This is a genomic window from Frigoribacterium sp. CFBP 13605 (assembly GCF_014839405.1).
In the GTDB taxonomy this organism is placed as follows: domain Bacteria; phylum Actinomycetota; class Actinomycetes; order Actinomycetales; family Microbacteriaceae; genus Frigoribacterium.
In genome coordinates this window covers 58,682-71,052 of sequence record NZ_JACYNS010000005.1, presented here as the reverse complement: position 1 = coordinate 71,052, position 12,371 = coordinate 58,682, and the positions used below count along the sequence as shown (strand labels likewise).

General features: G+C 69.5%; 13 protein-coding genes. All 13 read left to right on the top strand.

All coding sequences use genetic code 11. From position 1 onward, the window contains the following. Nucleotides 1–1,276: type IV pilus twitching motility protein PilT (locus tag IFT36_RS03240; protein WP_274598524.1), on the top strand; the 1,276-nt coding region annotated here is incomplete at its 5' end. Then, complete coding sequence (locus IFT36_RS03235; protein ID WP_056043602.1) at nt 1,276–2,508, top strand: type II secretion system F family protein; 1,233 nt, start codon at nt 1,276–1,278, stop codon at nt 2,506–2,508. The genes IFT36_RS03240 and IFT36_RS03235, both read left to right, overlap by 1 nt. A 295-nt stretch (nt 2,509–2,803) precedes the next feature. Further along, nucleotides 2,804–3,271 carry a type II secretion system protein gene (locus tag IFT36_RS16855; protein WP_374058374.1) on the top strand — a complete coding sequence of 156 codons (468 nt, stop codon included), beginning with the start codon at nt 2,804–2,806 and terminating at the stop codon, nt 3,269–3,271. A 113-nt stretch (nt 3,272–3,384) separates the two neighbouring features. Beyond that, nucleotides 3,385–4,800, top strand: a complete 1,416-nt coding sequence (locus tag IFT36_RS03225) for a hypothetical protein (RefSeq protein ID WP_200412394.1) — start codon at nt 3,385–3,387, stop codon at nt 4,798–4,800. Next, nucleotides 4,797–5,486: a PulJ/GspJ family protein gene (locus IFT36_RS03220; protein WP_200412393.1), complete on the top strand. Its 690-nt coding sequence runs from the start codon at nt 4,797–4,799 to the stop codon at nt 5,484–5,486. The genes IFT36_RS03225 and IFT36_RS03220 overlap by 4 nt, the downstream gene beginning before the upstream one ends. Beyond that, on the top strand, nt 5,483–7,264 hold the full coding sequence (locus tag IFT36_RS03215; protein WP_200412392.1) for a hypothetical protein: 1,782 nt from the start codon (nt 5,483–5,485) through the stop codon (nt 7,262–7,264). Before IFT36_RS03220 ends, IFT36_RS03215 begins: the two co-directional genes overlap by 4 nt. Further along, nucleotides 7,261–8,100: a prepilin peptidase gene (locus IFT36_RS03210; protein ID WP_307785012.1), complete on the top strand. Its 840-nt coding sequence runs from the start codon at nt 7,261–7,263 to the stop codon at nt 8,098–8,100. Before IFT36_RS03215 ends, IFT36_RS03210 begins: the two co-directional genes overlap by 4 nt. Before the next feature lie 28 nt (nt 8,101–8,128). Next, complete coding sequence (pilM, locus tag IFT36_RS03205; protein WP_159827822.1) at nt 8,129–9,178, top strand: type IV pilus assembly protein PilM; 1,050 nt, start codon at nt 8,129–8,131, stop codon at nt 9,176–9,178. Further along, nucleotides 9,175–9,837 carry a hypothetical protein gene (locus IFT36_RS03200; RefSeq protein WP_200412391.1) on the top strand — a complete coding sequence of 221 codons (663 nt, stop codon included), beginning with the start codon at nt 9,175–9,177 and terminating at the stop codon, nt 9,835–9,837. The genes pilM and IFT36_RS03200 overlap by 4 nt, the downstream gene beginning before the upstream one ends. After that, on the top strand, nt 9,834–10,616 hold the full coding sequence (locus tag IFT36_RS03195; protein ID WP_200412390.1) for a hypothetical protein: 783 nt from the start codon (nt 9,834–9,836) through the stop codon (nt 10,614–10,616). The genes IFT36_RS03200 and IFT36_RS03195 overlap by 4 nt, the downstream gene beginning before the upstream one ends. Nucleotides 10,617–10,657: 41 nt before the next feature. Then, the gene (locus IFT36_RS03190) at nt 10,658–11,233 is read left to right on the top strand and encodes a DUF6121 family protein (protein ID WP_056043581.1); all 576 of its coding nucleotides are present in this window, start codon (nt 10,658–10,660) and stop codon (nt 11,231–11,233) included. A gap of 209 nt (nt 11,234–11,442) precedes the next feature. Further along, a complete protein-coding gene (gene rpsL / locus IFT36_RS03185; protein WP_056043579.1) occupies nt 11,443–11,817 on the top strand; it encodes a 30S ribosomal protein S12 in 375 nt (124 codons plus the stop codon). Beyond that, nucleotides 11,817–12,287 carry a 30S ribosomal protein S7 gene (gene rpsG, locus IFT36_RS03180; protein WP_043593378.1) on the top strand — a complete coding sequence of 157 codons (471 nt, stop codon included), beginning with the start codon at nt 11,817–11,819 and terminating at the stop codon, nt 12,285–12,287. Before rpsL ends, rpsG begins: the two co-directional genes overlap by 1 nt. Nucleotides 12,288–12,371 lie beyond the last annotated feature (84 nt).

The window sequence follows — 12,371 nt, the reverse complement described above, 5'->3', positions numbered from 1 at the left end:
GACCGCGACGGCCCCCTGGGACGCGCCGGCTCCGCAGCACGTCGCCGCCGACGCGCCGACCGCCGTCCTCGCGACGGCCGAGGACGCGGCCGACTTCCACGGCATCGAGCTGCACCGCCACCCGCGCGACCACGCGCACGCCGGGCTCGTCTCGGCGCTGATCCAGGTCGTGCTGCAGAACGCCTCCGACCTCCACGTCACCACCGACGCCATGCCCACGATCCGCGTCGACGGCGACCTCCGACCCGCCCTCGCCGGCGGTACGGTCTGGGACGCGGCCATCGTCCGCACGGCGCTGGAGAGCCTGCTCACGCCCGAGCAGCAGCAGCGCTTCGACGAGGAGCTCGAGCTCGACTTCGCCTACTCGCTCTCGGACGAGTCGCGTTTCCGCGTGAACTTCTACCAGCAGCGCGGCTCGTTGGGGGCGGCCTTCCGGTTGATCCCCACCGAGATCAAGCAGCTCGGCGACCTGGGCGTGCCCGAGTCGGTGTCGACCTTCGCCAAGCTCCCGCGCGGTCTCGTGCTCGTCACGGGCCCCACGGGTTCGGGCAAGTCGACGACCCTCGCGGCGCTGATCGACCTCGTCAACCGCACGCGGGCCGACCACATCGTGACGGTCGAGGACCCGATCGAGTTCATGCACCAGCACAAGAAGTCGCTCGTGAACCAGCGAGAGGTCGGGCACGACACCCACAGCTTCGCGGCGGCGCTCAAGCACGTGCTGCGGCAGGACCCCGACGTCATCCTCATCGGCGAGCTCCGCGACCTCGAGACCATCTCGGTCGCGCTGACCGCCGCCGAGACCGGCCACCTCGTCTTCGCGACGCTGCACACGCAGAGCGCGGCGCAGACCATCGACCGCGTCATCGACGTGTTCCCGCCGTACCAGCAGGACCAGGTGCGCACCCAGCTCGCCTCGACGCTGCAGGGCGTCGTCTGCCAGACGCTGCTGCCCAAGGCCAGCGGCCGCGGCCGGGTCGTGGCGACCGAGATCATGATGATGACCCCGGCCATCGGCAACCTCGTGCGCGAGGGCAAGACGTACCAGATCGCGTCGTCGATGCAGGCGGGCCGCGACCTCGGCATGCACACGATGGACCAGAAGCTCGCCGACCTGGTGAACACCGGCGTCGTGACGCACAAGGCCGCGATGGAGAAGGTGCACGACCGTGAAGGGTTCGACCGCCTCGTGACGCGAGTGATCAACAAGTCCGAGAGCCAGGGGCTCGACAGCGGCATCGACTTCGGCGACTCGTTCTCGGGCGGGGCCGCCTGATGGCCGGGGCAGTCGCCTACGCCTACAAGGGGCGTGACGGGGCCGGCAAGGTCGTCAAGGGCAAGGTCGACGCGTCGAGCGAGGGCGCGGTCATCACCCGCCTCCGCACGATGGGCGTGCAGCCGATCTCGATCAGCGAGGCGGGTGCCGGCACCGGCCTGCAGCGCGAGGTGTCGATCCCCGGGCTCGGCGACCGTGCGGTCAAGATGAAGGACATCGCGGTCATGTCGCGCCAGATGGCGACCATGATCGGTTCGGGGCTGTCGCTGCTGCGCACCCTGACGATCCTCGCCGACCAGGTCGACAACAAGCGGCTGGCCAAGATCATGGCCGAGGTGCGCGACGACGTCGAGACCGGCGTCTCGTTCTCCGACGCGGTCGGCAAGCACGACAAGGACTTCCCTCCGCTGATGATCAACATGATCAAGGCGGGCGAGACCGGCGGGTTCCTCGACAAGGCGCTCGAGTCGACGGCCGAGAACTTCGAGAAGGAGGTGGCGCTGCGGTCGACGATCAAGTCGGCCATGACCTACCCCGTCGTCGTGCTCGTCATGTCGCTCGTCGCGGTCGTCATCATGCTGCTGTTCATCGTCCCGATCTTCCAGGACATGTTCACCAACCTCGGCGGTCAGCTGCCGTTGCCGACGATGATGCTCGTCTACGCGTCGCGGGCGATGCCGTACGTCGTGCCGGCCGGCATCGTCGTGGGGATCGCGTTCTCGATCTGGTGGCGGACGAACAAGAACTCGGTCAAGGTGCGGGCGTTCCTCGACCCGCTGAAGCTGAAGCTGCCCGTCTTCGGTGCACTGTTCCGGAAGATCGCGATCGCGCGGTTCAGCCGCAACTTCTCGAACATGATCGGCGCCGGCGTGCCCATCCTCACGGCTCTGCGCATCGTGGGCGAGGTGTCGGGCAACTACGTGCTCGAGGAGGCGCTGGTCAAGGTGGCCGAGTCGGTGCGGCAGGGCGAGTCCATCGCCGGCCCGCTGACCGAGTCGGGCGTCTTCCCGTCGATGGTCACGCAGATGATCTCGGTCGGTGAGGACTCGGGTTCGCTGCAGACGATGCTCGAGAAGGTCGCGGACTTCTACGACCAAGAGGTGAAGTCGACGACCGAGTCGCTGACGGCCCTGATCGAGCCCCTCCTGATCGCCTTCCTCGGCGTCGTCGTCGGCGGCATGATCGTGGCGCTGTACCTGCCCATCTTCCAGATCACCTCGCTGATCAAGTAACGCACCAGGCACCCCCGCAGGAGGCGCGGGCCGGCTCACGAGGCCGGCTCGCGCCTCCTTCTCGTCCCGGACGTCCGGCGACCGTGCGGTCTACCCCGCAAACGGGTGTTGACCAGCGATTTCCGGCCTTTCGGGGGATACCCGAACTGGGGCCGTGTCGCAGGCCAAAACCCCCCTTCCAAGGGATTCTGGGGCACTTTCCCAGGTGGCACCATCGATCTCGGCGGGAGCTCAGTGACCGCCTCACCCCCTCACCGGGCATCACTCCCGCACCCGATCGAACAGGACCAGCGACATGTACTTCACCCTCATGGGCAAGCTCAGCGCCCGCCGCCAGAACCTCACCGAAGACAAGGACAAGGGCTTCACCCTGATCGAGCTCCTCGTCGTCGTCATCATCATCGGCATCCTCGCCGCGATCGCCATCCCGGTGTACCTCGGCGTGCAGAACAACGCCAAGGACTCGGCCGTGAAGAGCGACGTCACGAACCTCAAGACGGCCATCATCAGCCTGCAGACGAACGCGACGAGCACGCTCCCCGCCACGGCCACCTTCACCCAGACGGCAAAGCCTGCTGCGGGAACGGCGACGACTCCCGACTGGGCCGGTGCTGGTGCGACGATCAGCGACAACACGACCGAGCTGAAGTTCGGCAAGTCGTCCACGGACTCCTTCTGCATCATCGGGACGAGCTCGACCAGCAAGAAGTTCTACGCCACCGGCAACTCCGGTGTCAGCGAGACGGCCTGCACCATTTCCTAGCCTTCCGGCTCCCCCTGAGGCGGGACGGCGGCTTGGCCCTCGTCCCGCCTCTTCCAACGTCCTCGCTGCATGAGGACACCCACGCCCTCGACCCGACCGGGAGGTGAACCACCATGATCCAGCGCCTCAGCGCCCGTCTCCGCCCCCTCGACCCCGAGGCCCGCGACGCCGGCCTGTCGATCGTCGAGGTGGTGGTCGCCCTCCTGGTCTTCGCGGTCATCACGGTCGGTTCGATCGTCGCCGTCGGCACCACGCTGACGATCTCGAGCGACAACCGCAGCCGTGAGGTCGCCACCAACCTCGCCGCGCAGGCCGTCGACGTCGCCCGCGCCATGACCGACGTGATCGCGGTCGCCTCGGGCACGACGACGACCGTCGTCAACGGCACCACCTTCACCGTGGTCCAGACCGCCGCCTGGATAACCACCACCGGCGTGGACGCCACCTGCACCCCGGCCGCGTCGTCGGGCAACGGTTCGCTGTTCTACAAGCGCCTCCAGGTCGCGGTGACCTGGTCGGGCATGCGGAAGACGACCGCTCCCGTGCGCAGCGACACGATCCTGGCCCCCAACAGCCGCCTCAACGACCAGGACACCGGCACGATCGTCATCGGCGTCAAGGACACCAAGGGCGGCCCGGTCCCGGGCGTCGTGGTCACGGTCGAGCCCGACACCGGATCGAACGCCCCCGGCAAGGCGCTGACCTCGGGCTCCAAGCCCGGGGCGACCAACGCCGACGGCTGCGCGGTCGCCATCAAGGTGCTGGAGGGCTCCTACAAGGTGACCGTCTCGCGTGCCGACGCCGCGCCGTACCGCGACTCCCGGCAGCAGCCCGCACCGGTCAAGACGGGCACCGTCGTCGTCAAGGGCGACACGGCCGGCGTCTCGTTCACCTACGACCTCGGCGACGACTTCGAACTCGGCTACGCCTCGAACTACACCGGTGGCACCGTGCTCCTGCCGAACGACCTCAAGACCACCGTCCTCGGCGGGCCCGACCCGTACGTGCTCAACGGCCCGGTGAGCGACGCGTACCTCTTCCCCCTGACGACCGGCTACCAGTTGATCGCCGGCACCTACCTGCCCGCCGGCACGTCCGGCGGGAGCTGCCTCTCGCCCGACCCTGCTGCGTGGCCGGCCAACGCCGCCGGCAAGACGGCCACGCGCCAGCCCTTCGTCGCCGCGTCGGACAAGACCGCGGCCTATCCGCTGCCGATGGGCGTGACGACCGTGAAGCTCGCCTCGAGCGGCGACACCCTCGTCCAGGCCCGATCGACCACCGCGCTGAACGGCGACCCCGGCTGCGCCGTCTCCCAGACCTACACCTTCACGGTCAAGAACAAGACGTCGGCCAACGAGGTGACGATCGCGCTGCCCTACGGCACCTGGGCGATCAGCTCGGGCACGTCGACCTCGAACCTCCGGTCGCTGACCATCAGCGGGTTGATCGGCAGCATCATCGGCGCCGTCTTCGGCGGCAGCGGTGGCACGGCGAACGTCGTCACACTCGACCCGAGGCCTGCCAAGTGATCGCGCTGCGGCGACTGATCGCCCGGGCCCGCCGTGACGACGGCATCAGCCTGGCCGAACTCCTGGTGGCCATCATGGTCTTCGGCATCGTCCTGACCGTCGTCTCGACGACGTTCGTCTCGCTGACGAAGGCCACGGCCCAGGCCCGGTTCATCGACGCCAACACCCGGGTCGCCTCGAACGGGCTGAACGACCTCAGCCGGACCATCCGAGCCGCCCGGACGATCGCCCAGCCCGGGGGCACCGAGGCGTCGGCGTTCACGCTCGCGACGACCGAGAGCCTCACCCTCACGACGGCCGTCAACACCGCCGACTCCCTGACCACGGTGCCGCGTCGCGTGACCTACCGCCTCGAGGCCGACCGCACCCTCAGTTCGTCGACCGTCGTGGCCACGCCCCTCCAGACCGACTTCTGGCAGTTCACCTCGACGGCGACCAAGCGCGCCCTCGGGGGCACCGTCGTCACGGCCGCGAGCAGCGGTTCGCCGCTGTTCACCTACCTCGACTTCACGGGCAAGACGCTGACCCCCGACGCCTCGGGTGCGCTCACGGCGACGCAGCTGCCCTCCATCGCCGCGGTGACCATCTCGCTGACCATCGACCGGACCAGCTCCATGTCGAGCCAGGCGGTCACCCTGCAGAACACCGTCTCGCTGTCCAACCTCGCCGGAGGGGCGACCACATGACCTCCTTGCGCACCCGTCTCGGGCTGGCCGGCCCGTCCGCCGAGAGCGGCATGGCCATGGCCATCACCCTCATCTTCGGCATGGTCCTCGTCATCATGGCCGCCACCGCCCTGACCGTGGCCACGAGCGGGCTCAAGAAGGCCGACGGCGACCAGGACTTCAACGGTGCCCTCGCCGCGGCCTACGCCGGCGTCGAGGAGTACCAGTCCCGCCTCGCCAACGACAACAGCTACCAGCAGTACGGCGACTCCGACGCCCCGTTCAGCAAGGCGACCGCCAGCAAGCTGACCCTGCCGTCCGGCACTCAGGCCAACAAGGCGTTCGGGTCCGGCCCCTCGGGCTCGTGGGCCTCGGTGCCGGGCAGCGCCGACCTCGCGCAGTTCCGCTACGAGGTCGACAACTCGAAGTACGTCGGGTCGGGTGCCCTGCGAATCCGCTCGACGGGCAAGGTCGGTTCGGCCACGCGGTCGGTCATCGCCGACCTGCGCCAGAAGGGCTTCATCGACTACCTGTACTTCACCGACATCGAGTCCCAGGACCCCACGCTCACCCGCAGCACCAACGCGGACTGCACGAAGCACGCCTGGGAGGGACGCACCCAGGGGGACGACTGCGGCGAGATCGCGTTCAGCGGTGGCGACACCATCTACGGTCCCGCGCACTCCAACGACACGATGCGCGTCTGCTCGGCGACCTTCAAGGAGGTCGTCACCACGGCCGACCCGACCGTCGGCCGCACATACGCCAAGGTCGACTCGAACAACAGCGCGTGCTCGGGTCAGACCTTCGACAAGGGCGTCCCCGGCCAGGTGGCGACCGTGCAGATGCCCGACACCAACAACGACAAGGTGCGCGAGACCCGCACCGACATCTCCACCGAGGTGCCGCGCCCCGGCTGCCTCTACACCGGGCCGACCGACATCGTCTTCACCGCGGACGGCAAGATGACCGTCAAGTCGCCGTACTCGAAGATGACGCGGCTCGCCAACGCCGAGGCCACCGAGGGCAGCGCGCCGGCCGAGTGCGGCCTGCCGGGCACCGGGAAGGGCCAGCTCGGCTCGGCCGAGGGCGCGACCATCACCGTGCCCGTGAACAACCTGGTCTACGTCCAGGACATCCCCGTGCCCGCGTCGGGCATGGGCAAGTCCAACGTCAACGCGTGGGCCTCCACGGGCGACCTCACCCAGACCTCGTGCTCCAACAACCATGTCGGTTACCCCCTGGCCGGCGAGTCCGTGCCGACGGCGACGACGGCCGGTGGTCCGGGCTCCGGGGCCTGCGCCTACGGCGCCCGCAGCGGAGACGCCTTCGTGAAGGGCACCTTCCAGGGGCAGCTGACCATCGCGGCCAAGAACTACCTCTACGTCACGGGCGACCTCACCTACGCGTCCACGAACGCGAGCACGAACATCCTCGGCCTGGCCTCCGACGGCGTGACCTGGGTGCACAATCCGGTCAACGCGTTCGGCGGTTCGATGCTCGGCGACCGTGACCGTGAGATCGACGCGGCGATCATCTCGGTCCAGCACTCGTTCCTCGTGCAGAACTACGGGCGCGGTGGCGACCGGGGCACGCTGACCATCAAGGGGTCGATCTCGCAGGCGTACCGCGGCGTCGTCCGGAGCGGCTCCAACGGGTACATCAAGGCCTACGCCTACGACGCGCGCCTGCGCTACCTCGCGCCGCCGAAGTTCCTCAGCCCGGTGACGACCTCATACGGCGTCACCACGCAGACCGAGGTCAAGGCCGCCTTCACGTCGACCGGGGCCGCCTCGTGATCGCGGCCCCCTGGATCACCGCCGTCCTCGTGGCGGGTGGCTTCGGTCTGCTCATCGGGTCGTTCCTCAACGTCGTCGTGTACCGCGTGCCCGCGGGCATCTCGATCGCGCGACCCGCGAGCGCCTGCCCGGGCTGCAGCACGCCCATCCGTCGACGCGACAACGTCCCCGTGGTCAGCTGGCTCGCCCTCGGCGGCAAGTGCCGTGACTGCCGCACCTCCATCTCGGCCCGGTACCCGATCGTCGAGCTGGCCACCGGCCTGTTCTTCGTGCTCGTCGCCGCCCGCCTGTGGCCGCTCGTCGGCGTGCCGACCGAGGCGCTGCCGCTCGTGGCGCGCCTCCTGTCCCTCGTCGCCTTCCTCTGGCTGGCCGGCGTCAGCGTCGCGCTCGCCGTCATCGACCTCGAACACCACCGGCTACCGGACGCGATCGTCCTGCCGTCCTACACGGTCGGGGGCGTCCTCCTGGCGGCGTCGAGCATCCTCGTGGGGGACTGGCCGGCGCTCGTCCGCGCCGCCATCGGCCTGGCCTCCCTCTTCGCCTTCTACCTGATCGCTGCCCTGTCGTACCCGGGTGGCATGGGCTTCGGCGACGTCAAGCTCGCCGGCGTGCTCGGCCTGTACCTCGCCTGGCTCGGCTGGGGCGAGTTCGCCGTGGGCGCCTTCGCGGCGTTCCTGCTCGGCGGCCTGTACGCCGTCGTCCTCCTGGTCACCCGACGCGTCGAACGCACCGGTGGCATCCCCTTCGGCCCCTGGATGCTCGCGGGCGCCTGGGTCGGCGTCTTCGCCGGCGGCACCGTCGCCACGGCGTACCTCACCCTCCTCGGCCTGGCATGACCGGGCGAGCTGACAGAGAGCAGAACTGATGGGCAAGAACATCGTGGGCATCGACATCGGCAGCCGCTTCGTGCGGGCGGTCGAGGTCGCCGACGTCGACAAGGCCAAGCCGACCATCGTCCGGTTCAGCGAGGTGTCCCTGCCCGACGGTGCGGCGAGCCGCGGAGAGGTGATCGAGTCGCAGACCATGGCCGGCACGCTCAAGCAGCTGTGGTCGGCCGGGGGCTTCAAGAGCAAGCGCGTCGTGCTGGGCATGGGCAACCAGCGGGTGCTCGCGCGCGACATGACCGTGCCCAAGGCGTCTCACAAGCGCATCCGCGAGATGCTGCCGTTCCAGGTGCAGGACATGCTGCCCGTCCCGGTCGCCGACGCCCTGCTCGACTTCTACCCGTACGCCGAGGGGCTCGGCGAGAACGGTCCCGTCGTCCACGGGCTGCTGATCGCGGCGGTCAAGGACGCCGTCCTCGGCAACGTCCAGGCGAGCAAGCTCGCCGGCCTGACCACGCTGGGGGTCGACCTGATCCCGTTCTCGAACACGCGCCTCCTCGTCACCCGCCCGCGCATCGCGGGCACGGTCGCACTCGTCGAGATCGGTCACAGCACGACCTCGGTGATCATGATCGCCGACGGGGTCCCGCAGTTCGTCCGCATCATCCCCTCGGGAGGCGACGACGTCACGCAGGCCGTCGCGACGAAGCTCGAGGTCTCGACCCAGGTCGCCGAGGGCATCAAGTTCGGCCGTGGCCTCGCCACCACCGTCACGACGCCCGACGAGCAGGCCGCGTCGTCCGCCATCTTCGAGTCCGTCAACGAGCTGCTCGGCAGCCTGCGCAACACGATCCAGTACTACGTCAACACCCGCCCGACCGAGACCGTCGCGGGCATCATGATCGCCGGCGGGGGAGCGGCCCTGCCGGGCCTGCCCGAGGCGCTCAGCGAGGTCACCCGCCTGCCGGTTGCCCTCGCCGACCCGTTCGCGACAGTGGGCTTCGCGAAGAACCTCGACGAGGCCGCCCTGCGGTCGCGGTCGACCGACCTGACCGTGGCCCTCGGCCTGGCCCTGGGGAGCGCAGCATGAGAACCCGTGGCAAAGACACCGGCATCACCGTGGGAGGCGCGCCCCGCGTCGACCTGCTGCCTCCCGAGGTCCGCGCGGAGCGTCGCGCCGCCGCCCTGACCCGTCGGGTCTGGGCCGGCGTCGTCGTGGTCGCCGTCGTGGTCGGGATCGGATCGGGTGCGGCGTTCCTCCAACGCATGCAGGCCGAGGACGGGTTGATGACCGCCCAGGGCGAGACCCAGTCGCTGCTCATGTCGCAGACGAAGTACGCGGACCTCAAGACCACGCAGGGGCAGCTCGACCTGGTCGAGGCCGCCCAGAAGGTCGGCGGTTCGACCGACATCGACTGGCCGACCTACCTCGAGAAGGTCCAGGGCACCCTGCCCGTCGGCGTGACCATCGTCAGCGTCTCGCTCGACCAGGCCTCGCCGCTCGTCCAGTACACGCAGCCCACGGCGCCGTTGCAGGGTTCGCGGGTGGCGACCCTCACGTTCCAGGCGTCGAGCCCGACCCTGCCGTCCGTGCCCGACTGGCTCAACGGTCTCGCGACCCTCCCCGGCTTCGCCGACGCCCAGCCGGGCTCGGTGACCCTCGAGGAAGGCGTCTACAAGGCGGACATCACGATGCACATCACGGCGGACGCCTTCTCGGGCCGCTTCGACCAGAAGGCTGGCGAGTGACCATGGACCGCAACCGGATGATGCTGATCGCCGCCGCCCTGACCGGCGTCGTGGTGCTGGCCCTCGGATTCCTCGTGGGCGTGCAGCCGCAACTCGTCGCCGCTTCGTCCGCCGAGTCGCAACAGCAGAGCGTCGAGGCGCAGAACGCGACCCTGCGCGAGAGCCTCGCGACCCTCGAGGCCGACAACGCCAAGCTCCCCGACCTGAAGTCCGAGCTGGCGACGCTCGACACGTCCGTGCCGTCCCAGGCCGCCCTGTCGTCGTTCCTGACCGAACTCGACCAGCTGGCCGGGGCCTCGGGCACGACCGTGACGGGGTTCACCTCGTCCGACGCGACGGCCTACGAGCCGACGACCACGGACGTCGCCGCCCCCGCCGCGACCGACGCGGCGGCATCCGACGCGGCCGGGACCGCCCCGGCCGCCACCGCCCCGGCCGCGCCCACCGCACCCGAGCTCGTCACCGACCCGCTCGTCACCGCGACGAACTTCTCGTCGATCCCGATCACGGTCAGCATCCAGGGCAGCTACGCCCAGGCCCGCGACTTCCTGTCGAAGCTGCAGGGCGGGTCGCGGCTCTTCCTCGTGACGACGTTCGCCAGCACCGGCAGCTCCGAGGCCGGCGACGCGACCGGCGTCCCCGACCAGTGGACCGTCGGCGGCCTCGTCTACGTCCTCCAGGACGCCGCCGCCACCCAGGCCGACCAGGCCGCCGAGACCCCCGCCACCACGGCCGAGGGCGCCGACGACGCGAGCTCGGACACGGCCGCGGGCGAGTAGCCGCGCGCCCCCGCACCCCCGCGGGCGCGTAGCCTCGGAGGATGTCCCGAGCCGTCTACGCCGTCATGGGCACCGTCCTCTTCGGTGCGCTCGTCATCATGGTGGCGGGGTTCGAGGCGCTGCTCCTCGACCGCGACCCCATCGACGAACCCGACGCCGGCACCCTGCTCGGCCCGTTGATGGTCGCCGCCGCCGTGCTCGTCGTGCTGCTGTCGCTGCTGCGGTCGGCGGCGCTCTCCGACGCCCGCGACGACAGGGCTCCGGAGGTGCGGGGCACGTTCCCTGCCCAGCCCGTCGTGTTCGCCCGCCCGGCCGGCGCGGGTGGGTCCCGCTCCGTCACCGGTGACGAGGTGGCCGGCCCTCGCGGGCCCGCACCGCACCTCCTCGTCGCCGCGCTCCTCACGGCCGCGCTCGTCTACGTGTCGATGCTCGCCGTCGGGGGAGTCGTCTACGGCCTCGTGCGAGAAGAGCTCGTCTGGGTGCTGCTGTTCGCCGCCCGGTACGCCGTGTCGCCGTTCGTGATCGGTTCGGCTGTCTGCGCCGGGCTCGTGGTCGGGGGCACGCTGGCGGTGTCGCGCATCGACCCGGGGCGTTCCGACCCTCGACCATTTGATTAAGGCCCTACCTCAAGATAAGCTCTTTCGGGTGTGCGCCTGACCGCGCGCCCGAATAAAAGCCCCCTCGACCTCGCGGCCGAGACGGGCAGACCGTCTCGATCACCGAGACGAGGATGCCGGCTGATCAGCCGGACAGAGCAGAGCGATGCGAGAGCAGCGCGACTCGGCGTGTTCGCAAGGGCAGCGTCGAGATCCGATGAGGAGAACCAGTGCCAACTATTCAGCAGCTGGTCCGCAAGGGACGCACGCCGAAGGTCGTCAAGACCAAGGCCCCCGCCCTGAAGGCCAACCCCCAGCAGCGTGGCGTGTGCACCCGTGTGTACACCACCACCCCCAAGAAGCCGAACTCGGCGCTCCGCAAGGTCGCCCGCGTCAAGCTCTCCAACGGCACCGAGGTCACCGCCTACATCCCCGGCGAGGGCCACAACCTGCAGGAGCACTCGATGGTGCTCGTCCGCGGCGGTCGTGTGAAAGACCTCCCCGGCGTGCGCTACAAGATCGTCCGTGGCGCGCTCGACACCCAGGCCGTCAAGAACCGCAAGCAGGCCCGCAGCCGCTACGGAGCGAAAGCAGAGAAGAAGTAATGCCTCGTAAAGGACCCGCTCCCAAGCGCCCTGTCGTCGCCGACCCGGTCTACGGTGCGCCGATCGTCAGCCAGCTCGTCAACAAGATCCTCCTCGACGGCAAGAAGGGCCTGGCCGAGCGCATCGTCTACGGTGCTCTCGCCGGCGTCACCGCCAAGAACGACCAAGATGCAGTGGCCACGCTGAAGAAGGCGCTCGACAACGTGCGCCCCACGCTCGAGGTCCGCTCGCGTCGCGTCGGCGGTTCGACCTACCAGGTCCCCGTCGAGGTCAAGCCCCACCGCGCCAACACCCTGGCCCTCCGCTGGCTCACCAGCTACGCCAAGGCCCGTCGCGAGAAGACGATGACCGAGCGTCTCATGAACGAGATCCTCGACGCGTCGAACGGTCTGGGCGCCGCTGTCAAGCGTCGCGAAGACACTCACAAGATGGCCGAGTCGAACAAGGCCTTCGCGCACTACCGCTGGTAACCGGCACGAGGAGGCGCGGTGTGCGCACGACGCGCACCGCACCTCCTCGTCCCCCCAACTTCCCCACCTACCCCTTCGGAGGAA